The sequence below is a fragment of the Haloferax prahovense genome, assembly GCF_000723845.1.
Classification (GTDB): Archaea; Halobacteriota; Halobacteria; order Halobacteriales; family Haloferacaceae; genus Haloferax; species Haloferax prahovense.
Genome location: NZ_LK053000.1, coordinates 2,256,661 through 2,279,107, shown reverse-complemented (window position 1 = coordinate 2,279,107; position 22,447 = coordinate 2,256,661). Strand labels below are relative to the sequence as shown.

The following is a 22,447-nucleotide window of genomic DNA, read 5'->3' as shown; positions in this document are numbered from 1 at the left end:
CTCCTTGAGATATCCCTTTGAACATTTCGAGAACGTCCTCAGCGTCCGGTAGCGGACGCGGGCTGACGGGACTCGAACGATTCACTCGCGGTCATGTTACTGGTAATCGACCTCTCCTTCGCCCTCGCCGATCCACGCGTTGCGGTCGGGGTTGCGAGAGTTGAGCGGGTCGATATCCTTGTACCACGGGACGTTCTTGAGCTGTTCTTTGTTGTAGACGAAGTCGTTTTTCGTGTCCGCCGTGAACTCGAAGTTCTGCGTGAGTAGGATGGCGTCGACGGGACAGACCTCCTCGCACAGCCGGCAGTAGATACACTGGCCGATGTGGAGGTTGTACTGCTCGCCGTTGCGCTTGTCGTCCTGAACGATCTGAATCGTGTCGTTCGGACAGACGTTCTCACACTGACGGCACCAGATACACCGCTCTTGGCTGAACTTGTGGACGCCGCGGAAACGCGGGCTCACTTCTGGCGCGGTCTCGGGGTACTCGACCGTGAACGTCTCGCCGTCGAGCGCGTGCCTCAGCGTCACTGCCATGCCTTTCAGGATTCCGATCATACAATCACCCCCACGATGATGGCCGTGAGAACCAGGTTGGCGAAGGAGAGCACGAGCATCCCCTTCCAACCGATTTCGAGGAACTGATCGACGCGAAGGCGCGGAATCGCGGAGCGCGCCCACTGGGTGAACAGGAAGAACGCCCAGATTTTGATGGTGAACCAGACGAATCCGGGCAGGACCGGGCCCGCCGGACCGCCGAGGAACAGCGTCGCCGCGATAGCGCCGCCGAGGAAGATGTGGATGAACTCACCGAGGTAGATGAGCACGAAGTAGACCGAGGAGTACTCGGTCTGGAACCCGGCGACAATCTCGGTCGGCGCTTCGGGGATGTCGAACGGGTTACGGCCGACCTCCGCGAGGTTCGCGATGATGAACAGCGCGAACGCGAAGGGATTCACGAACGCGAACCACGTCGGAATCGTCACGCCCGCGACCGAAAGCAGCGGCTCGGCCTGCACGGCGACGATTTCGCTCATGCGGAGCGACCCGGCGAAGATGACGACGGAGGCCGCCGTGACGACGAGCGGAATCTCGTAGGCGATGTTCGACGCGACCGCGCGGAGCGCGCCGATGAGCGAGAACTTGTTGTTCGATGCGTAGCCGGTCATGACGATGCCCAGCGAGGCGATAGACGCCGCGGCGAAGGCGAACGCGAGACCGGTCTCGGGGTCCGCGAGCTGGATGCCGTTACCCATCGGGATGACGGCGAATCCGAGCAGCGCGGAGAAGGGAATGACCATCGGCGCGAGGTCCCACGCGGGACGGTCGACGCCCTCGGGAACGATGAGTTCCTTCGACAGCAGTCGGACCGCGTCCGTGACGATGGTCAGGAGACCGAACGGGCCGATTCGGTTGACCGCGATGCGGTCACCGAAAGCGGCCGTAATCTTCCGTTTGGCCCACGGTCCGGCGAACGCCGTCATGATGAGCATGATGTTGGCGATGAGGAACGCGCCAACGAGACCCCCGACGACGTCGCCGAGGATGCCTTCGAGACCGAGGAGGCCGCTGATCGTGTCCGGAAGGACCGCTTGCAGACTCATTACCGGTCCACCTCTCCGAGAACGATGTCGAGACTGCCGAGCGAGGCAATCATGTCCGGGATGTACTCACCCTCGGACATCTCGGGGAGCGTCTGGAGGTTCGAGAAGCACGGACTGCGAATCTTGAATCGGGCCGGCTTGTCGGTGCCGTCGGCGCGGATGTAGATGCCGAGTTCGCCCTTCGCGCCTTCGACGGCGCGGTAGATCTCCGTGTCCTCTTCGGGCTTCAGGGTGCGCGGAACGTTCGCCTGGATGTTCCGCTCGTCTTCGGGCCAGTCTTCGAGCAGGTCAACGCACTGCTGGATGATCTTGGCCGACTCCTCGACCTCGCGCATGCGCACGAGCAGGCGCGAGAAGTTGTCGCAGCCGTCCTCGACGACGACGTCCCAGTCGAGTTCGTCGTAGTAGCCGTAGGAGTCGTCGCGGCGGAGGTCGTAGTCGATGCCCGAGCCGCGGGCGACCGGTCCGGTCGCACCGTAGCTCTTGGCGACCTCAGGCGGCAGGACGCCCGTGCCGACCGTCCGCGCCTGGAGAATCTCGTTCGAGGTGATCATGTCGTGGTACTCCTCGAGCGCCTGCGGGAGCTCGTCGATGAAGTCGCGAATCTTCTCGAAGAACTCCTCGCGGGGTTCCGGGAGGTCCCAGACGACCCCGCCGAGCCGGAAGTAGTTGAACATCATGCGCTGACCGGTGAGGTCCTCCAGAATGTTCTGGACGATTTCGCGGTCCCGCATGGCGTACATGAAGATGGCCGTGAAGTCGCCGTACACGTCCAGCGCGAACGTGCCGAGCGCGATCATGTGCGACGCGATGCGGCACAGTTCCGCGCCCATCGTGCGGATGATCTGGGCGTACTCGGGGACCTCGATGTCCGCGAGGTCCTCCGCGGTGCGGGCGTAGGCCCACTCGTTCAGCAGCCCCGCCGAGATGTAGTCCCAGCGGTCGGGGTACGGCATAATCTGGTGCCGGTAGGTCCCCTGCTGACACATCTGCTCCTCGCAGCGGTGGAGGTAGCCGATGTCGGAATCGAGGTCGACCACCTGCTCGCCGTCGACGACCGTCTCGACGTGCAGCACGCCGTGGGTCGCCGGGTGGTGCGGCCCGATGTTGATGTACATCGTGTTGCTGTCGCCCGCGGAGCGGTGGTCTCCTTCGAGCGGGTTGGCGTGCTCGCGGAGCGTCGCGATCTGCGGGCGGTCCTGGTCGTAGTCCAGTCCGAGCGGGTGACCCTGCCACGTGTCCGGAAGCAGGATGCGACGCAGGTCCGGGTGGTCCTCGTACTGGATGCCGACGAGGTCGTACGCCTCGCGCTCGTGCCAGTCGGCCGTCCGGAACACCGGCTCGGCGGACTGACTGACCGGGTTGTCCTTCGAGGTGGGCACGACGACCGAGACCTCGTCGGTCCGGTCGTCGAACTTCGTCAGATGGTAGATGGACTCGTAGCGGTCCTCGTACTCCTGTGCGGTCACACACGAGAGGTGGTCGAATCCGGCCTCGTCGCGGAGCTTGAACAGCGCGTCTTGGACCTCGTCGGGACGGATGACGAGGCCTGGCGCGTTCAGGTGTTCTTCGCGACCGACGACGAGGTCGCCGAGCAGGTCGGCGAGTTCGTCGCCGCGGCTGACGCCCGATTCGAGTTCCGCGGGGTCGTCGGGCTGTTGTTCTTCGAGGCTCATGGCGAATCAGCCCAGTTGTACCGCATGACGAGGTCTTCCTCGTCGATTTCCGCCGCGAGCTTGTCGACGATTTCGTCGCGCTCGAGGTCGCCGAACTGCTCCAGTTCGTACGGCTTGACCGTCACCGGGCTGGACTCGCCGTTCGCGATGCGCTCTTGGAGCTTCGCGATACCGTAGATGAGCGCCTCCGGGCGCGGCGGGCAGCCGGGGATGTGGATGTCAACCGGGATGACCTCTTCTGCGCCCTTGATGACGTTGTAGCCCTCCTGGAACGGGCCGCCGGAAATCGTACACGACCCCATGCCGACGACGAACTTCGGTTCGGGCATCTGGTCGTAGACGCGCTTCATGCGCGGGGCGAACTTCGAGACGATAGTCCCCGGCACGATAATCACGTCAGCCTGTCGCGGCGACGCGCGCGGCACACCCGCCGCGAATCGGTCGAGGTCGTGCTTGATTCCGTAGGTGTGCATCATCTCGATGCTGCAGCACGCGATACCGAACTGCAGCATGAACATCGAGGACCCGCGGACCCAGTTCATGAACTTGTCGAACTTCGTGAGGATGAACGGTGACGAGCCGAACGCCTCCCGAAGCTTCGAGTTGAACCGGTCGTCCGCCCCCGCCATCCGGGCGTCGCGAGTCTCGGTCTGTACCTGTGTGTCGTCCGTGACGAATGGCTTCTGTTCGCTACTCATGCATCTTGCCTCTCTGTCTTACGACGGTTTGCCTGCGGGCTTTTGACCCACTTGACTGCGCCGTTGCGCCACGCCCAGACGAGGCCGACGACGAGGATACCGATGAAAACGAGCATCGGCGTCAGAATCGTCGCCAGCGACGCGCCCTGTTCGAGGGCCGAGCGGTAAATGACCGTCCACGGGAAAATCAGGACGGTCTCGATGTCGAACACGAGGAACAGCAGCGCGACCATGTAGTACTGAATGTTAAACTGGACGCGCGCCGTGCCTGTCGGCACCTCACCACTCTCGTACGTGGCACTCTTTCCTTGTTCCGGTACGCTTGGGCGCAGCAGCGCCGACACCGCCATCATCGCGAGCGGTATGCCGACACCAACCAGCCCCATCGCACCGATTGCAATCCAATCACTCATGCCGTGTCTCCCTGACGTGCGGCGGTTAGAAGCGCTCCCCTATAAACATTGATTTGTGTGTTTCGGGCGCGAGAGAGCTTCTATTTGGAAAATACGCGAGAGACGCCCGGAACCCCGCACGGGCAGGGTTTCGACGCCGGGAGCGACCCCCGCTTGCGGAAGACTGACCGGCGACGACGGACGCTTCGCTACCGCGATTCGCGGAAGCCCGCGACGCCGAGGTCGTGGAGCGCGGCCGAGGTCTCGGCCACGTCGGAAACGAGGTCTTCGTGATACTCGACGAGCCGGTCTTCGAGCTCGGGGTAGCCGCGCGAGAGTGCCTGTACAGCCGACAGCGCGGCGTTGAACGACTTGCCGGCGTCGACCGCGACGATGGGTGCACCCGTTGGCATCCCGATGACCGAGTCGACCGACTTCTCCTGGACGGGGACGCCGACGACCGGAATCGGGTACGCGATGGAGGCGGTCATGTTCGGCAGGTCCGCGGACTTGCCGCCCGCGCCGGCGATGATGACCTCGACGCCGCGGTCGCGCGCGGTGTCGCCGTAGGCGTACATCAGGTCGGGCGTCCGGTGCGCGGAGACGACGTACGTCTCGTAGGTGAACCGCTCTTCGGGCGGCGCGTCGAAGTCGGTCTGCTCGCCGAACCCGAGCGTGTCCAGCGCCTCGTGCGCGCCGGACATCACGTCGAGGTCGGAGTCCGACCCCATGATAATGCCCACGTCGGGCGTCGTCTCGGGGTCGCGGTCGGCGTCGGCCTGTGCGTGCAGTTCGTCGATGAGGTCCCGTTCTGTCGTCATTGTGTATCAGTCGAAGTGTAGTCCGTCCCGGAGGTCTCGCGTGCGTGCGAGAAGCGCTTCGAGGTCGACGTCCTCGTCGCCGACGGCGGTGAGGTGGCCCATCTTGCGGAGCGGGCGCACCTCGTCTTTGCCGTACCAGTGCAGCGAAACGCCCGATTCACCGAGGGCGTCGTCGAGGCCGCCGAGCCGCGCCGGTCGGCTCTCGTCGACGGTGCCGAGGACGTTCGCCATCACGGTGGGCGACCGGCGAGTCGTCGCGCCGAGCGGCCACCCGAGCACGGCGCGGACGTGCTGTTCGAACTGCGAGGTGAGCGCGCCCTCGATGGACCAGTGGCCGGAGTTGTGCGGGCGCGGGGCGACCTCGTTGACGAGCACGTCGCCCGCCGCCGTCTCGAACAGTTCGATGCCGAAGACGCCGCGGCCGGGCAGGTGCGAAAGCACCTCGCGGGCGACGCGGTCGGCCTCCTCACGGACCTCGTCGGTCGTCCGCGCCGGGACGACGGTCTCGCGGAGAATCTCCTCTTCGTGGACGTTCTCGCCGACGGGGAAGGTCCGAATCTCGTCCTCGCCGCGGACGCCGATGACCGACAGTTCGCGCTCGAAGTCGACGAACGCCTCGGCCATCGCCGGGCCGCCGACCGCCTCGATGGCGGCCTCGGCGTCCTCCGGGTCGGTGACGGGGACGTTTCCGCGGCCGTCGTAGCCGCCGGTCCGGGCTTTCAGCATGACCGAGCCGAACTCGTCGAGCGCGTCGCGGAGGTCGGCCGCGTCGTCGACGCGGTGGAACGGCGGAATCGGGATGCCCGCCTCGCCGAAGGTGTCCTTCTGGACCAGTTTGTCCTCGATGGTCCGAAGCGCGTCGGGCGAGGGGTGGACCTCGATTCCCTCCTCGGCGGCCAGTTCGTCGAGCAGGTCCGGGTCGGCGAGTTCGATTTCGAACGTCAGCGCGTCGGCCCGCGCGGCGAGTTCCGCCATCGCCTCGGGGTCGTCGAAGTCGCCGACGATCTGGTCGGCGACGGCCGATGCCGGGCAGTCGGGTGTCGGGTCGAGCACGACGATGTCGACGCCGAGCGGTGCGGCGGCCTCGCCGAGCATACGCCCGAGCTGGCCCCCACCGACGACGCCGAGCGTGGGTCCGGGTACGGTGACGGTCACAGTCGCGGGTTCAGTACGTCGATGCATAAACGTTGCCACATTATACGTTCAAATGAGCACATCCGTGGATATAATCGGTGCAGAAGACGCAGAACGAGCCGGGCGCCCGCACGCGTCGGGCGCGAGGAAAATCGGGTCGTCAGACGCCGGCGGCCGGCGTCAGCCCCGCGTCTCGTTCGCGGCGGCGAGGGCGTCCTCGTCGATGAAGACGACCACGTCTTCGCTCCAGAGCTTGAAGGCGTGCTGGCGCGCGACGTAGCCGTCGAGTTCGGATTCGAGTTCGGTTCGGTCCCATTCGTAGGCGATGACGACGGGCGGCGCGTCGGCGGTCACCTCGGAGACGTTCGCGTCCGGCGCGCTACTGGTGCGCTCGACGCCCGAGCCCTCGAAGTACCACGGGAGCGGGAGTCGGCTGTGCCACGATGGCCCGCCGAGCGGGTTCGACTCGTTGGAGACGTAGAAGTGCGTCTCGTCGCTGTCCGGCGGGTGGGTCCCGTACAGGAGCACGTCGGTTCCGGGGTTGGCGGCCGAGACGCGCTCCACGTCGTCGAGCGTGGCCTTGAGGTCGTTTTCGGGTTGGGCCCACTGGAGCACCTCCTTATCCTCGTCGGTCGAGGCGTTCCAGTAGTCGACGTTGGCGGCCGCGACGCCGCCGACCGAGGCGACGAGCACGAGTACCGCGAGGCCGACGCCGACCGTGTCCTTGGCGTCGAGCGCCTGCACGCCGGAGCGGAAGACGAACGCCGCGCCGACCGCCGCCGGGACCGCGAGCGGGACAATCGCGTGGACGACGACCCACGGCGCTTGGATGTCGGTCGCCAGCGGGTAGCCGAAGATGCTCACGACGCCCCAGTAGGTCGCGAAGGCGACGAGCCAGCGAACCCGGCCCGCGACGACGCCGTACCGGTCCACGACGATGCCGACGAGCGCGAAGACGATGAGCACCGGCGCGCCGTAGACGAACGTCTCGAGGAAGTCCTTCAGGTACGGGAGGTACTCGTGGGACTGGTGGCTCCCGCCGAGCCAACTGCCGAACATCTCGGAAACCGCGCCGACGGTCCCGGCTCTGAGGACGGGCAGAACCGCAGTTGAGCCGCCGAGCGCGTTCCAGAGGTCGGGCCGCGGCGCGTAGAAGAAGACGAAGACGGCGAGGAACGCGAGCAGGCCCCCGAGGACGCCGACGGCGTACCGAACCCCGCCGTAGCCGAGACTGCCGGCCCCGCGTGCGCGAAGTCGGTCGCGGATGCTCGCGGGCAGTTCCGAAAAGAGGATGTCGCGGGCGGACTCGCCGGCCGAGGTCCGAGCGAGCAGTCGGTGGTCGAAGACGAGGAACGCCGCCCCGAGGAAACACGCGAGGTAGACGACGTAGTTCTCCTTCGCCGCCGACCCGGTTGCGAAGGAGACGCCCGCGGGGATGAGGTAGGCGAGGCGGCCGGTGTCGTACGCGCGGACGACGAAGCCGAGCGCGACGAACGAGAAGGCGGCCACCAGCACGTCGTTGCGCATGAACCGCGAGTAGTAGACCAAAATGGGGTTCGCCGCGAAGAAGAGCGCGAGCGCGACCATCTCGTCGCGGCGGAGATGCTCTCGGAACAGCCAGACCGAAAGCGGGAGCAGGCCGCCGACGAGCGCCACGGGGAGTCGAGCCGTGAAGTCGGTCGCCGGAAGGACGGCGAAGAGATAGTCGTTGACGACGGGGAGAAACGGGCCGTGGATGATGGGCCGGTAGGAGAACTCGCCGGTCTCGTGATAGCGCAGAATCCAGTAGCCGACGCGGCCTTCGTCCCAGTGGAAGATTCGGCCGCCGAGGTCGACGAGGCGGACGAGGAGGGCGACGACCACCGCGCCCGAAAGCGCCAGGAGGGCACGGGACCGAGTGACCGTCTCGGTCCCACTGTCAGTACTCATGCCCACCCATCGCAACGCCGACAATACAACTTTTGTGCTTGCCCGTCGCCGGAGACCAAATTCGGTCGGTGTCGGTAGTTCTTTTATCCGAGGCGGGAAGGGTCGGCCATGGTCTCACTCGGACTCGTCGTGGCCCGATTCAACTCGTCGGTCACGGAGCAGATGGAGGAGGCGGCCCGCGACGCGGCCGCCGAGCGCGACGCGGAGGTGGTCGAGACGATTCAGGTCCCCGGCGCGTACGACTCGCCCCTCGCGGCCGACCGACTCGCCCGCCGCGACGATATCGACGCCGTCGCCGTCGTCGGCGCAATCGTCACCGGCGACACCGACCACGACCGCGTCATCGCCGATGCGACCGCGAAGTCGCTGACGGAGGTCTCGCTGGACCGCGACAAACCCGTCTCGTTCGGCGTCTCCGGCCCCGGCATGAGCGGCGCTGAGGCACGCGAGCGCGTCAGCAAAGGTGCGGAAGCGGTTTACGCTGCGACTGATATGGTGGAGGCGTTGGCATGAACTTCGATTTCAGCGACCGAGTCGGCCGCGTCGAACCGAGCGCGACGCTCGCCATCTCGAACCTCGCGAGCGAACTGGAAGCGCAGGGCGAAGACGTGGTCGACCTCTCGGTCGGCGCGCCGGACTTCCCGACTCCGGACAACATCACGCAGGCGGCGAAGGACGCGCTCGACGCGGGACACACGAGCTACACCTCGTCGAACGGAATCCCGGAACTCAAGGAAGCAATCGCGGCGAAACTCCGCGGGAACGGCGTCGACGCCGAGGCCGACGAGGTCATCGTCACGCCCGGCGGCAAGCAGGCGCTCTTCGAGACGTTCCAGACGCTCGTCGACGACGGCGACGAGGTCGTTCTCCTCGACCCCGCGTGGGTCTCCTACGAGGCGATGGTGAAGCTCGCCGGCGGCACCCTCAGCCGCGTCGACCTCGCACAGCACGACTTCAGGCTCGAACCCGCACTGGACGAACTCGCCGAGACGGTCTCCGACGAGACGAAGCTCCTCGTCGTCAACTCCCCGTCGAACCCGACGGGCGGCGTCTTCTCCGACGCGGCGCTCGAAGGCGTCCGCGACCTCGCGGTCGAACACGACTTCGCCGTCATCTCCGACGAGATTTACGAGCGCATCGTCTACGACGGCTTCGAGCACACCTCGCTGGGCTCCCTCGACGGGATGGAAGACCGCACCATCACCATCAACGGCTTCTCGAAGGCGTTCTCGATGACCGGCTGGCGGCTCGGCTACCTCCACGCCCCGTCGGACCTCATCTCGCAGGCCGGTAAGCTCCACTCGCACTCGGTCTCCTGCGCCGTGAACTTCGTCCAGCACGCCGGCGTCGAGGCGCTCTCGGAGCGCACCGACGACGACGTCGAGGAGATGCGCCAGGCGTTCGAGGCCCGCCGCGACATGCTCGTGGACCTCCTCGCCGAACACGACGTTGATGTCGCCGTCCCGAAGGGCGCGTTCTACATGATGCTCCCCGTCGACGACGACGACCAGGCGTGGTGCGAGGGCGCGATTCAGGACGCGAAGGTCGCGACCGTCCCCGGCAGCGCCTTCAACGCCCCGGGCTACGCCCGCATCTCCTACGCCGCGAGCGAAGAGCGACTCCGCGAGGCCGTCGAGCGCCTCGCCGAGCACGACTACATCTGAGCCGCCCGCTGCGACCCGATTTTTCCACCGTCGTATCGAGCCCCGAGAGCGCGTACTGGCAACCAATGTGACAGTGTGCTAGGGCTGAACGTGATTTTTGTTGTCGTGTCTTCGGTTAGATTTATCTCGTCTACCCTCTATGTACTACTCGTACATACCGCTCTTCGGGTGGGATTTCCGCGGACGGGCCGCGTGTGTATGGAGCATACAACTCATGAAAATAAGACAACTACTAGCAGACGATGGTGCAGTCTCGCCGGTCATCGGCGTGATTCTGATGGTCGCGATTACGGTGATTCTCGCGGCCGTTATCGGGACGTTCGTCCTCGGACTGGGTGAGCAAACGGCGACCGCTCCGCAGGCGAGTTTCAGTTTCGACTTTGATGGAAGCGATGCTGGCAATCTGACCATCACGCACGAAAGTGGCGACGAAATCAGTGCAGCCCGTCTAAATGTGACAACCGGTGTCAAGATTGTAGACAAGGCGGATACAGTATCGGCTACTGAAGCTTCAAAGAGCCTCACTTGGGATGCACTCCAAGATGACACTGGTGCTGCTGTCTCCGCCGGGAACTCAGTGACAATTAAGCCGAGCAACGGGCCAACGGATGTTCTTCACAACCAGACTGTCCGTATCGTCTGGACCGACGAGTCAGGTTCGACTTCCGCGACTCTCCAGAAGTGGACCGGCCCCGACGCGTAACGACCCTGCAAAAAATTTTGCAGTAATCGGTCAACGCGCGGCCGACGACGCCCCATTTTTCATCAAAACTCCGCTCCCGGAGTCCCAACTACTTCCTGAGCGCCTCCACCGGCCGCTCGTTGGCCGCCTTCCACGCCGGGTACAGCCCCGAGAGGACGCTGGTGCCGACGCCGAACCCGACCGCGAGGACGATGTAGAGGAGGTTCGCCGCCTGGAAGGTCGCAAGCGGGTCGTTCAGGACGAACGCGTTGAGCGCGACGCCCGCGCCGACAGCGAGTATCGCGCCGATGACGCCGCCGGCGACGCCGAGCAGGCCGGCCTCGGCGAGAATCATGCGAATCACGTCGCCGCGCTGGACGCCGACGGCGCGGAGGACGCCGATTTCCTGGCGTCGCTCGATGGTGCTCATGAGCATGACGTTCAGGATGCTCACGCCGGCGACGACCAGCGAGATGGAGCCGATGCCGATGAGGAAGGCGTTGAGGATGCCGAAGAACTCGTTGATGCCCGCCGTGATGGACTGGAGTTCGAACACCGAGACGCGCTCTTCGCGCTCGTTGAGGGCCTCGCGGATGGCGACCGCCGACTCGTTCGCGGCCTGTCCGGAGTCGGCGCTGACGACGACCTGCGAGTAGCCCGTGCCGTTTACGTCCTCGACGGGGACGATGACGGCGTTGTTCGGGCTGACCAGCGAGATACCCTGCTGTTCGGCGAGCACGGCCGAGACGCGGTAGGTCCGACCGTCGACGGAGATGGTGTTTCCGGGCTCGACGTCGAGCAGGCCGGCGGTGCCGGAGCCGACGAGCGCGCCCTGTCTGAGCCGGTCGGGGATGCGGCCCTCTTCGGCCTCGTAGAGCGCGCCGGGGTCTTCCATCCCGTAGACCGTTGTGACGGTCTGTCGATCACCTCGCGAGACGAGTTTCGACTCGGAGCGGACGGGGACGACCGCGCCGTCGGTGACCGCGCGACGAATCTCGTCGACGTCGCGCTCGGTGAGCTCCTCGATTCCCTCCTGGAAGTTGGGCGAGACGCTGATCTCGTTGCCGATGTCGCCGAGCTGCTGGGTCGCACCGGTACGGAGCGTCGTGCCGAACATGCCGAGCGACGCGATGGCGAGGACGCCGATGATGATGCCGAGGACGGCGAGCCCCGAGCGGATGCGGTTGCGCGAGAGGTTCCGACGCGCCATCAACAGCGCGGGGACGCGCCGGAAGAGGTCGTCGAGGACGCTCACTGTATCCTCCCGTCGATGAGTTCGACCGTTCGGTCCGCGTAGTCGCCGATTTGGGGGTCGTGGGTGACGGCGATGACCGCCACGTCGTCCTCGCGGCGAATCTCGTCGAACAGGTCGAGGACGCTCCGCCCGGTCGCCCGGTCGAGGTTCCCCGTCGGCTCGTCGGCGAGGAGGATGCGCGGCTCGTTGATGAGCGCCCGCGCGATGGCGACGCGCTGTTTCTGCCCACCCGAGAGCTGGTCGGGCCGGTGGTCGAGCCGCTCGCCGAGGCCGACGCGTTCGAGCAGGCGCGTCGCCCGGTCGCGGGCGGTCGGGTCGTCGCCGAACAGCGTCGGCATCTCCACGTTTTCCAGCGCCGACAGCGTCGGAATCAGGTGGAAGCTCTGGAAGATGAAGCCGATAAAGCGCTTTCTGTGGACCGTCATCTCCCGGTCGGAGAGGTCGGTCACGTCCTGTCCGTCGAGGTAGACGGTCCCTTCAGTCGGTGTGTCGAGGAGGCCGAGGACGTTCAGCATCGTGGACTTCCCGCTCCCGGAGGGTCCCATGACGGTGACGAACTCGCCGGGGTCGGCGTGGAAGTCCACGTCCTTGAGCGCCTCGACGACCTCGCCGCCGGTGTCGTAGCGCTTCCAGACGCGTTGGAGTTCGATGATGTGGTTCATCTCGAATCAGCGTCGTCTGTAGGCGTAGATTCCGACGCCGACCACGACGAGGAGGGCGACGAGGCCGCCGACGAGGAGGAGCGTGGTGCCGAGACCGCCGCCGCCGTCGTTCGAGTCGACGGGTTGCGAGAGGTCGCTCACGTCCACCGTCGTTTCGACGGTCCGCTCACGGCCGTCGGCGAGGTAGGTCACCTCGACCGGGACGGAGGCCACGCCGTCGTCGACGGTGGCGTAGAGGTCGAACGAGGCGAAGTCGCTCGCGGGCACCGAGCCGACGAAGTACTCCTTGTAGGGGCGCTCGGGGGTGACGCCGTCGGTCGGGACGACCCGGATGACGACGCTCTGGGCGTCGCTGAGGCCGACGTTGCTCGCGCTGCCCGAGATATGTATCTTCCCGTCTTCGCGCTCCACGTCGACGCCGGTGAGCGAAATCCGACCGGGGGCGGCGACGTAGTCGATGGTCGTCGCCGCGGAGCCGTCGCGCCCGCCGGTCTCGTAGTCGGCGACCACGTCGAGCGTCGCACGGTCGACCGACGAGACGTTCAGTCGGACGGTCCGGGTGGACTCGGCCGCGACGGTTCCGACGGGGTTCCCGACGACGGTCGCGTCGCCATCGCGAAGCGAGAGGACGAGGTCTTCGAGGGGCGCGTTGCCGAGGTTCGTCACGTCGACGACGACCGCGGGGCGAGCGCCGTCGCCGAGGGTCGCGTCGAGGCGGACGTTCTCTCGGAGTTCGTCGGCGGCGAGCGGCGCGGTGGTCGTCGTCGTCCGGGCGTTGCCGTCGGCCGTGGTGTAGCGCAGCGTCGCCGTCACCTCGGAGTCGGTCGCGCCGGGCGTCACGTCGAACTGGAACGTCTGGGCCTGTCCGGAGTCGAGGCGCGGGACGACGCGGGTGTCGTTCCGCACGGTCGCGTCCTCGGCGGCCACCGACAGCCGAAGGTTGCGCGCCACCTCGTCTTCGCCGTTCGAGACGGTGACTTGCACGGGCGTCTCCGTGCCGATGACCGCGTCACCGACCTCGACGGTCACCTGCGGACCGCCCTCGCGGACGCGGACGACGACGGGGTACTGGAGTCGCTGGACTTGGCCGTCGCTCCGGCCGACGACGGTCACGCGGAGGTCGTAGGTCCCCGCGTCGGCGAGTCGGACGGAAAGCGGGATTTGCAGGTCGCTCCCGGGCGGAATCGTCCCGAGGTCTTCGGCCCGCGCGAGGTCGTTCGAGCCGCTCGCGGTGCGGACGTACACGTCCGTCACTTGGAGGTTCGACGGGCTGTTCTGTGCGTTCTGTACGATAGTCGAGAGGATGAACCGCTCGCCCGGCGTCGGCTGTGCGGGCGAGACGGAGACGTCGTCGATGTAAGCGGTCGCCTCCGCGCCGAGCGTCGGTGCCGGGAGTCCGGCGAGCACGACGACGACGAGAAGGGCGACCGGGAGGGCGCGCCTGCTCATGTGTATCACTCCATATATCGAGCAGGCGACGGAAATACCTGCCGTGGCTGACGGTCGCACGAGGCCGAACGTCTCGGCTCGGTTCGGCGGGCCGTCGGTCGGCGAACCCCCGCTCGGCGAAGGTACTTATGTGAGTCCGCCACCAGAACGGTGACAGATGCGCGTGCGTGACCTCCCGCTGTCGGCGGCCCTCGTCTCCCACTACGAGTCGAACGGTATCGAGGAACTCTATCCGCCGCAGGCCGCCGCGGTCGAGGCGGGCGTCGCGGAGGGCGGCCGCGTCGTCGCCGCCATTCCGACCGCCAGCGGCAAGACCTTCATCGCGGAACTCGCCATGCTCACCGCCGAGGGGCCGGCGCTCTACATCGTCCCGTTACGCGCGCTCGCCCGCGAGAAGTACGAGACGTTCGACCGACTCCCCGGCGTGAGCGTCGGCATCTCCACCGGCGACTTCGACGCGGACGAGGCGGAACTCGGCGACCACGACATCGTCGTCGCCACGAGCGAGAAGGTCGACTCGGCGATTCGAAACGGCGCGCCGTGGGTCGAACGCCTCGCCTGTGTCGTCGTCGACGAGGTCCACCTGCTCGGCGCGCCGGGCCGCGGGCCGACGCTCGAAGTCACGCTGGCCACGCTCCAGCGCCGCGTTCCGGACCTCCAGCTCGTCGCCCTCTCGGCGACCGTCGACAACCCCGAGGTCATCGCCGACTGGCTCGACGCGGCGTTGGTCGAGAGCACGTGGCGGCCCGTCTCGCTCCGAACCGGCGTCTACGCCGACGAGACCGTCGAGTTCGACGACGGCACCGACCTCGACGTGGTCGTCCCCCCGACCGGCCCGAACGACGACGAGGCCACCGAGGCGACCGTCGCGCTCGTCGAAGACGCCGTCGAGACTGGCGGACAGTGTCTCGCGTTCGTCCGGTCGCGCCGCGAGGCCGAGGCGCTCGCCGACCGCCTCGCCGGCGAGGACCTCTCGCCCGCGCCCGCCCTCGGCGACGAACTCGACGAACTCGGCGGCACCGCGACCGGCCGCCAGCTCTCGGAGTGCGCCCGGACCGGCGTCGGCTTCCACCACGCCGGCCTGCGGAGCGCCCACCGGGTCGCCGTCGAGAACGCCTTTCGAGACCGCCGGCTCGCGGTCATCTGCGCGACGCCGACGCTCGCCGCCGGGGTGAACGTCCCCGCTCGCCGGGTCGTCATCCGCGACCAGAAGCGCTACACCGGCGACTCGATGGCGTGGATTCCCGTCCTCGACGTGCACCAGATGTGCGGCCGCGCCGGCCGCCCGCACCTCGACCCGTTCGGCGAGGCGGTCCTCGTCGGCGACGCGGACACGAAAGCCGAGCTGTTCGACCGCTACGTGACGGCCGACGCGGAGGCCGTGGACTCGCAGTTCGACGACCCCGAGGCGCTCCGGACGCACGTCCTCTCGGTCGTCGCCTCCGGGTTCGCCGACAGCCTCGACGGCGTCGCCGACGTGTTCTCGGCGACCTACTACGCTCACCAGAATCCGAGCGTGGACCTCGCGGAACTCGTCGCCGACGTGGTCTCGGAGCTCGAAGCGATGGAGCTCCTCGACGCGACGGGGGGGACGCTGTCGGCGACGACGCTGGGCGCACAGACCTCCAGACAGTACGTCTCGCCGACGACCGGGGCGCGCATCGTCTCGGGCATCCGCACCATCGAGACGATGGCCGACGAGCACGTCACCGCCCGGACCGCCCTCGAGATCGTCTGCGACACGCCGGACATGCACGACACGTACCTCGGCAACCGCGAGCGGGCGCTGATGTACCAGTACGCCCGGAGCCACGCCGCGGAGTTCACCACCGCGATGCACGACGCCGACCCCTTCGAGGAGTGGCTGACCGCGGTCAAGACCGCCCGCATCCTCCACGAGTGGACCGAGGGCTCGGACATCGAGGAACTCGTCGAGCGCTACCGAATCGGGCCGGGCGACGTGGAGTCCCGCGTGGAGCGCGCCGAGTGGTTGCTGGGCGCGGCCGACGCGCTCTGTGCCGCCCTCGACACCGACGTGCCGGAGTTCCGCGAGGTCCGGGCGTTGCTGTCGCCCTGACGCGGGAGCCGAATCCCCCGCTCTGCGCCGAGCCGCGTCTCTTCGCGTCGAGGGGGCAAAGTCGCTTCGGGATGCCGTTTTAAGCTTCGCGGGAGCGTAGGCGAAGCTATGGGTATCACGTACGAAGACTTCCTCGACCTCGAGTACGAACCGACCGACGAGGACCTCGTCTGCACCTTCCGCATCGACCCCGCGACGGGGATGTCGACGGAGGCGGCGGCGAGTCGCGTGGCCTCGGAGTCCTCCAACGGCACGTGGGCGGCCCTCCAGACCGGCGCGGACTTCACCGACATGGGCGCGACGACGTTCGACATCGACGGCGACCTGATTCGGGTCGCCTACCCCGCCGGACTGTTCGAACCCGGAAATATGCCGCAGGTGCTGTCGTGCATCGCCGGCAACATCATGGGTATGAAGGCGGTCGATACGATTCGGCTCCTCGACTGCGAGTGGCCCGAGTCGGTCGTCTCGTCGTACCCCGGTCCGCTGTACGGGTCGTCGGTCCGCGAGGAGGTATTCGGCGTCACCGACCGCCCCATCACGGCGACGGTCCCCAAGCCGAAAGTCGGCCTCTCGACGGCGGCGCACGCGCAGGTCGGCTACGACGCGTGGGTCGGCGGCGTCGACCTCCTGAAGGACGACGAGAACCTGACCGACCAGGCGTTCAACCCCTTCTCCGACCGCCTCACGGAGTCGCTGTCGCTCCGCGACGACGCCGAGGACGAGACGGGCGAGAAGAAGTCCTACCTCATCAACGTCACCGCCGACACCCAGACGATGCTCGACCGGGTCGACGAGGTGGCCGCGCAGGGCGGCGAGTACGTTATGGTGGATATCATCACCGCGGGCTGGGCGGGCCTCCAGACCGTCCGCGAGCGCACCGAGAAACACGGCATCGCAATCCACGCCCACCGCGCCATGCACGCCGCCTTCGACCGGCTCCCGTCCCACGGCGTCTCGATGCGGGTGCTCGCGCAGATAAGTCGCCTCTGCGGCGTCGACCAACTCCACACCGGCACCGCCGGCCTCGGCAAGCTCGCCAACGAGGACACCGTCGGCATCAACGAGTGGCTCGCGGGCGACCTCTACGGGATGAACGACGTGCTGCCGGTCGCCTCCGGCGGGCTCCACCCCGGCCTGCTCCCCGACCTACTCGACGCCACGGGGACGAACGTCTGCGTCCAACTCGGCGGCGGCATCCACGGCCATCCCGACGGCACCCGCGCGGGCGCGGTCGCGCTCCGGTCGGCCATCGACGCCTACGTCGAGGGGCGGTCCATCTCGGCGGCCGCCGAGGAGACGCCCGAACTCGCCGTCGCCCTCGATAAGTGGGGGACGGAGACGCCGCGGTAGGGGTGACGAGGCGGCGCGACCGCCGCCGCGGCCGCAAGTGTTGCTAGTTCGTGACAATCTCCAGAGAAGCGTTGAGTCATTACTACAATATCGAAGAGGGTACCCTCGTCATTCCACGGGCCCCGAAGTGGTTCGGGGCTCGAATATCGTCGATAATAATTGGCGGGTGAGCTTTATACGGTTGTTTTTTCAGAGCTAGATTCAGAGCTATTCGGACACACACCCGGCTGCTCGGCGTGTATTGGGGGATGCCGGGGTTCGCCGATATCAACTAAACCATGAAGATACGAACGAAACTTATCGCGCTGTGTCTCGCCATCTCGCTGCTACCCGTGGCAGTCGTTGGCGTCGCAGGCGTCCAAGGAATGTCAAGTATTGGCGATTACGCACAAGAACAGAGCGAGGCGACGCTCGAAGCGCAGATTACCGGCGAGTTGAACCAAACCGTCGCCGCCCGGCAAGAGGAGATACAGAACCTGCTCGACGTCCGCCGAATCGACGCGCTCGCGCTGGCGGACTCGGCGCCGGTACAGAACTACGAAGCCGCCCGGGCGGGCCAGATGGAACTCGTCCAGGAACAGAGCCAGGCGCAGTTAGGGTACATGGCGCTCCAGATGCGTGCGACCGTCGAGACGACGAAAGAGACGGTGCTCGCGAACCAGTACGGCGGCCGGGACTGGGAGGAACTCACTTCGGCAGAGCAACAACAGGTGAAAGACCAAGTCGAGGCGCGAATCGCCGGAACGGCCGGAAACGGCGTCCAACAGAGTGGAACGCTCTCTGACGCGTTCCGACCGGGCTACGTCGGGTCGACCGGCTACGCGTTCGTCCTGAACGGCGACCTCGACTTCGTCGTCCACCACAGCCTCGAAGACGGAGTCAACGCCGTCGACGACACCGAGATACAGGCGTTCAATCAGGTGCCCGCCGAAATCGAGTCGAACGCCGCCGTCCGCAACGGCGAGGACTGGGGCATCGTCGAGTACGAGTGGGAAGACACCACCCAAGCGGGCAACCCCGTCGAGGAGAAGTTCGTCGCGTACGCCTACCACGAGGACTTCGACTGGGTGCTCGCGCCGAGCGTCTACTACTACGAGCTCCAGACGGCCGCCGTCGCCGACGCCCGCGGCCAGATTAACGACTCGTTCGAGAGCTACCTCAGAACGCGCTCCGTGACTATCGACGGCGAGGAGCGCCCCGCATACGACGAGATTCTGTTCACCGACGAAAACGGGCAGGGAGTCGTCCAAACGGTTCGCACGGAAGACGGCATCACCACCCGGTCGGTGTTCGACGTCTCCTACGCCGAAGAGGAATGGTTCGAGACCGCGACCGGGCTTCAGGAGGGTGAAATCCAGGTCAGTGAGGTGGTACCGACCGACGACGGGGCCACGGTCTACGTCACTACGCCGGTCTACCACGGGGGCGAACTCACGGGGACTATCACGCTCCAGTTCAACTTCGACCTCCTCAACGTGCTCATCGACGACATCCAGGTCGGTGAGAGCGGTCACATGACCATCGTGGGCGAAGGGGGCACGCTCCTGACCGATTCGAAGGAATCGCTCGGAACCGTCGAGGGCGAAGTCGCCGAGAACCTCTCGGCCGGCCTCGTCCAGCGCGGCCTCACCACCTACGAGACGGCCGGCGAAAGCGGCGACTCGGACCGGTACTTCGTCGGGTACGCGCCGCTCCACTTCGGCAACGGACAGTACAAACTCGTCGCGACCGTCCCCGAGTCGGACGTGACGGGGCCGGTCAAACAGCTCGGACAGGCGATGAACAGTCGGGCAGACACCTCCCGGAACGTCATGCTCCTGTTAATCGTCGGTATCATCGTGGTCGTCGTCGGCGTCGGCTACGTCGCCGCGCGGTACTTCTCGGAGCCGATAGAGGCGCTTCGGGACCGCGCGCAGTCGCTCGCCCGCGGGCGGTTCGACGACGACGAAGCCATCGACGCCAACGACGACGAACTCGGGGAGCTCGTCGAGGCGTTCGACGACATGCAGGCGAACCTCCAACGGCAGGTCTCGGCGCTTCGAACCGCCGGAACGGAGCTCGGCGACGGCAACCTCGACCAGAACCTCCGGACCGACCTGCCCGGCGAGTTCGGCGCCATCATGACCGACCTCGACACGGGGATTCAGAAGCTCCAGGACGGCTTCGTCGAGGTGCAGTCCGTCGCCGACGAGTTCGCGGCGGTGAGCAACGAGACGGTGTCGAGCGCGAAGGAAATCGAGTCCGCGAGCCAGGAGACCGCGCGGTCGGTCGAGGAAATCGCTCACGGCGCGGAACAGCAGACCGAACGGCTCCAGACGGTCGCAAACGAGATGAACGACCTTTCTGCGACCATCGAGGAGGTCGCCGCCTCCGCCGACGGCGTCGTCCAGTCGGCGAATCAGGCCGTGTCGCTCGCCGACGAGGGGCGCGAACACGCCGCGGAGGCGACCGAGGAGATATCTACCATCGAGACCGAGGCCGACGAGGCGGTCGAGCGGGTCGAAGCCCTCGGCGAGCAGGTGGGCGAAATCAACGAAATCGTCCAACTCATCAACGACATCGCGGAGCAGACGGACCTGCTCGCGCTCAACGCATCCATCGAGGCGGCCCGCGCGGGCGAGGCCGGCGAGGGCTTCGCCGTCGTCGCCAACGAGATCAAGGCGCTGGCGAAGGAGGCCAGTCAGGCCACCGACGACGTGGAAGCCCGCATCGACGAGGTGCGCGACCGCGCCGACGACACGGTCGACGACATGCAGTCCATGCAGGAGAGCGTCGAGAGCGGCTCCGAGACCATCGGCGACGCCATCGAGATGTTCGACCACATCTCCGGGGCGATTCGCGAGGCCGAACACGGCGTCGAGGAGATTTCGCAGGCGACCGAGAACCAGGCCGTCTCGACCGAGGAGGTCGTCTCGATGGTCGACGACGTGTCGAGCGTGAGCGAGGAGACGACCTCGGAGACGGCGACGGTCTCCGCGGCGACCGAAGAACAGACCGCCGCGATAAACGAAGTCACGCGGAACATCCGGCAGGTGTCGAAGTCGGCGGAGTCGCTCAAAGACCTCGTCGGACGGTTCGACGTCGGCGACGCCGGCGGAAGCGGGCGCGGCGGCGACGCTCCCGCGTCGGTCGGGACGTCCCCCGACGGGTCGCCGCCGTCGGGACCACAGGCCGTCGCCGACGGGTCGGGTGACGCGGCGGGTCCCGCCTCGCCGTCGGACGACTGAACTGTCGCCGACGCGCGACACCCGCCGTCCCACCGCCGATTACCGGTCTACTTCTCCCATTATCGTATCGAGACTCCCGAGCGCAGCGATGAGGTCCGGGATGTACTCGCCTTCGGCCATCTCGGGGAGTGACTGGAGGTTCGAAAACGAAGGGCCACGAATCTTGAACCGCGCCGGGGTGTCCGTGCCGTCGGCGCGGATGTAGATGCCGAGTTCGCCCTTCGCGGCTTCGACCGCGCGGTAGACCTCGGTGTCGTCGTCCGGCTTGATGGTGCGCGGGACGTTCGACTGGATGGTCCGCTCGTCTTCGGGCCAGTCTTCGAGGAGGTCGACGCACTGCGCGACGATTTTGGCCGACTCCTCGACCTCCCGGAGGCGGACGAGCAGGCGCGCGAAGTTGTCGCAGTCGTCCTCGACGGCGACCTCCCAGTCGAGTTCGTCGTAGTAGCCGTAGGGGTCGTCGCGGCGAAGGTCGTAGTCGATGCCCGAGCCGCGGGCGACCGGCCCCGTCACGCCGTAGTCCTTCGCCACCTCGGGCGGGAGGATACCGGTTTCGAGCGTTCGGGCCTGCAGAATCTCGTTTGCCGTCAGGAGGTCGTGGTACTCCCGCAGTTTCTCGGGGAGGCCGTCGACGAACGTCCGAATCTTCTCGAAGAATTCCTCGCGGGGTTCCGGGAGGTCCCAGACGACCCCGCCGAGCCGGAAGTAGTTGAACATCAGCCGCTGGCCCGTGAGGTCTTCGAGGACGTTCTGGACGAGTTCCCGGTCCCGCATGGCGTACATGAACGTCGCGGTGAAGTCGCCGACGACGTCGAGGGCGTACGCGCCGACCGCGAGCATGTGCGAGAGGATACGGCTCAGTTCGGCCGCCAGCGTCCGGAGCACCTGCGCGTACTCGGGCACGTCGATGTCCGCCAGCGCCTCGGCGGTGCGGGCGTAGGCCCACTCGTTCAGGAGGCCGCCGCCGCCCCAGTCCCAGCGGTCGGGGTACGGCATAATCTGGTGCCGGTAGGTGCCCCGCTGGCACATCTGTTCCTCGCAGCGGTGGATGTAGCCGATGTCCGGCTCCACGTCGGCGACTTGCTCGCCGTCCAGCGTGACCTGCAGGTGCATCACGCCGTGGGTCGCCGGGTGGTGCGGCCCGATGTTGAGAAGCATCGTGTTCGAGCTGGCCCGGCCGTCCTCGGCCAGCGGGTTCGCGTTCTCGTCGTACCGGACCACCTGCGGGCGCGTCTGGTCGTAGTCCAGCCCGAGCGGGTGACCCTGCCACGTCTCCGGCAGGAGGATACGACGCAAGTCCGGGTGTCCCTCGTACTCGATGCCGACGAGGTCGTACGCCTCTCGCTCGTGCCACTCGGCCGTCCGGAACACCGGCGCGGCCGACTGGCTGACGGGGTCGGTTCGGGGCGTCGGGACGACGACGCTCGCCTCTCGGGTCGGGTCGTCGTACGACTTCAGGTGATAGATGGACTCGTAGCGGTCCTCGTACTCCTGGGCGGTCACACACGAGAGGTGGTCGAGGCCGAGGTCGTCGCGGAGCGTCGAGAGCGACGACTGCACCGCGTCCGGGCGAACCTGCACCGCGGGCGCGTGAACGTGCGCTTCGGTGGCGAGGACGGCGTCGCCCAACGCCCGCCGGAGCGCGTCGGCGTCGAGGGGACCGGAGACGTCGTCGGCGAGCGCGGCGGGGTCGGCGTCGGACTCGGGGGGCTGCTGCGGGCGTTCGAGTGACATGACGGTTGACATCCGCCCGTTCGTCCGGTCGTCGGTTCGTCGTTCTGCCTCACGAGTGCGGCCGGTTTTTATGTCGCAGTCGAATCAATT

At 66.8% G+C, this 22,447-nt stretch carries 18 protein-coding genes and 1 pseudogene; 7 read left to right on the top strand and 12 right to left on the bottom strand.

The annotated features are described in order from the left end of the window. Positions 1-96: 96 nt before the first annotated feature. The 8 genes from BN984_RS11405 to BN984_RS11370 form a co-directional block, all read right to left on the bottom strand. Positions 97-558, bottom strand: coding sequence for a NuoI/complex I 23 kDa subunit family protein (locus BN984_RS11405; protein ID WP_004977642.1), 462 nt, complete (start codon positions 556-558; stop codon positions 97-99). After that, the gene (locus BN984_RS11400) at positions 555-1,604 is read right to left on the bottom strand and encodes a complex I subunit 1/NuoH family protein (RefSeq protein ID WP_004977643.1); all 1,050 of its coding nucleotides are present in this window, start codon (positions 1,602-1,604) and stop codon (positions 555-557) included. The genes BN984_RS11405 and BN984_RS11400 overlap by 4 nt, the downstream gene beginning before the upstream one ends. Then, positions 1,604-3,280, bottom strand: a complete 1,677-nt coding sequence (locus BN984_RS11395; RefSeq protein ID WP_049968280.1) for an NADH-quinone oxidoreductase subunit D — start codon at positions 3,278-3,280, stop codon at positions 1,604-1,606. The genes BN984_RS11400 and BN984_RS11395 overlap by 1 nt, the downstream gene beginning before the upstream one ends. Continuing rightward, a complete protein-coding gene (locus BN984_RS11390) occupies positions 3,277-3,978 on the bottom strand; it encodes an NADH-quinone oxidoreductase subunit B (protein WP_004977645.1) in 702 nt (233 codons plus the stop codon). The genes BN984_RS11395 and BN984_RS11390 overlap by 4 nt, the downstream gene beginning before the upstream one ends. Continuing rightward, positions 3,975-4,391: an NADH-quinone oxidoreductase subunit A gene (locus BN984_RS11385; RefSeq protein WP_004977646.1), complete on the bottom strand. Its 417-nt coding sequence runs from the start codon at positions 4,389-4,391 to the stop codon at positions 3,975-3,977. Before BN984_RS11385 ends, BN984_RS11390 begins: the two co-directional genes overlap by 4 nt. Positions 4,392-4,579: 188 nt before the next feature. Further along, positions 4,580-5,191 (bottom strand): 5-(carboxyamino)imidazole ribonucleotide mutase, encoded by a 612-nt coding sequence (gene purE, locus BN984_RS11380; protein WP_049968279.1) that lies wholly within the window; start codon positions 5,189-5,191, stop codon positions 4,580-4,582. Positions 5,192-5,197: 6 nt separating this feature from the next. Next, the gene (locus tag BN984_RS11375; protein WP_008092495.1) at positions 5,198-6,346 is read right to left on the bottom strand and encodes a 5-(carboxyamino)imidazole ribonucleotide synthase; all 1,149 of its coding nucleotides are present in this window, start codon (positions 6,344-6,346) and stop codon (positions 5,198-5,200) included. Between the two features lie 159 nt (positions 6,347-6,505). Beyond that, entirely contained in the window at positions 6,506-8,254 is a 1,749-nt protein-coding gene (locus tag BN984_RS11370) for a flippase activity-associated protein Agl23 (protein ID WP_008092493.1), read from the bottom strand. Between the two features lie 108 nt (positions 8,255-8,362). Between BN984_RS11370 and ribH the strand changes: the two genes are divergently transcribed. The 3 genes from ribH (at position 8,363) to BN984_RS11355 (ending at position 10,621) form a co-directional block, all read left to right on the top strand. Further along, the gene (gene ribH, locus BN984_RS11365; protein WP_008092491.1) at positions 8,363-8,767 is read left to right on the top strand and encodes a 6,7-dimethyl-8-ribityllumazine synthase; all 405 of its coding nucleotides are present in this window, start codon (positions 8,363-8,365) and stop codon (positions 8,765-8,767) included. Continuing rightward, on the top strand, positions 8,764-9,918 hold the full coding sequence (locus tag BN984_RS11360; protein WP_008092489.1) for a pyridoxal phosphate-dependent aminotransferase: 1,155 nt from the start codon (positions 8,764-8,766) through the stop codon (positions 9,916-9,918). The genes ribH and BN984_RS11360 overlap by 4 nt, the downstream gene beginning before the upstream one ends. 214 nt (positions 9,919-10,132) lie before the next feature. Continuing rightward, positions 10,133-10,621, top strand: coding sequence for a type IV pilin (locus BN984_RS11355; protein WP_049968615.1), 489 nt, complete (start codon positions 10,133-10,135; stop codon positions 10,619-10,621). Between the two features lie 88 nt (positions 10,622-10,709). Here BN984_RS11355 and BN984_RS11350 read toward each other — a convergent pair whose 3' ends face one another. From BN984_RS11350 to BN984_RS11340, 3 genes are read right to left on the bottom strand one after another with little or no spacing between them, the layout of a single operon-like run. Beyond that, positions 10,710-11,855: an ABC transporter permease gene (locus tag BN984_RS11350; protein ID WP_008092486.1), complete on the bottom strand. Its 1,146-nt coding sequence runs from the start codon at positions 11,853-11,855 to the stop codon at positions 10,710-10,712. Next, a complete protein-coding gene (locus BN984_RS11345) occupies positions 11,852-12,517 on the bottom strand; it encodes an ABC transporter ATP-binding protein (protein ID WP_008092484.1) in 666 nt (221 codons plus the stop codon). Before BN984_RS11345 ends, BN984_RS11350 begins: the two co-directional genes overlap by 4 nt. Before the next feature lie 6 nt (positions 12,518-12,523). Further along, positions 12,524-13,966 carry a COG1361 family protein gene (locus BN984_RS11340; RefSeq protein ID WP_049968278.1) on the bottom strand — a complete coding sequence of 481 codons (1,443 nt, stop codon included), beginning with the start codon at positions 13,964-13,966 and terminating at the stop codon, positions 12,524-12,526. Between the two features lie 157 nt (positions 13,967-14,123). Between BN984_RS11340 and BN984_RS11335 the strand changes: the two genes are divergently transcribed. From BN984_RS11335 to BN984_RS20160, 4 genes and pseudogenes are all read left to right on the top strand, one after another. Next, positions 14,124-16,043: a DEAD/DEAH box helicase gene (locus BN984_RS11335; protein ID WP_008092480.1), complete on the top strand. Its 1,920-nt coding sequence runs from the start codon at positions 14,124-14,126 to the stop codon at positions 16,041-16,043. Between the two features lie 108 nt (positions 16,044-16,151). After that, on the top strand, positions 16,152-17,396 hold the full coding sequence (gene rbcL / locus BN984_RS11330) for a type III ribulose-bisphosphate carboxylase (RefSeq protein ID WP_008092479.1): 1,245 nt from the start codon (positions 16,152-16,154) through the stop codon (positions 17,394-17,396). Positions 17,397-17,674: 278 nt separating this feature from the next. Further along, a pseudogene (locus BN984_RS20165) lies at positions 17,675-19,405 on the top strand (cache domain-containing protein); the annotation flags it as partial. After that, entirely contained in the window at positions 19,400-20,623 is a 1,224-nt protein-coding gene (locus BN984_RS20160; protein ID WP_394295174.1) for a methyl-accepting chemotaxis protein, read from the top strand. The pseudogene BN984_RS20165 and the gene BN984_RS20160, both read left to right, overlap by 6 nt. A 39-nt stretch (positions 20,624-20,662) precedes the next feature. On the opposite strand, the gene BN984_RS11320 is transcribed toward BN984_RS20160, so the two are convergent. After that, complete coding sequence (locus tag BN984_RS11320) at positions 20,663-22,357, bottom strand: NADH-quinone oxidoreductase subunit D (protein ID WP_049968614.1); 1,695 nt, start codon at positions 22,355-22,357, stop codon at positions 20,663-20,665. Between the last annotated feature and the right edge of the window lie 90 nt (positions 22,358-22,447).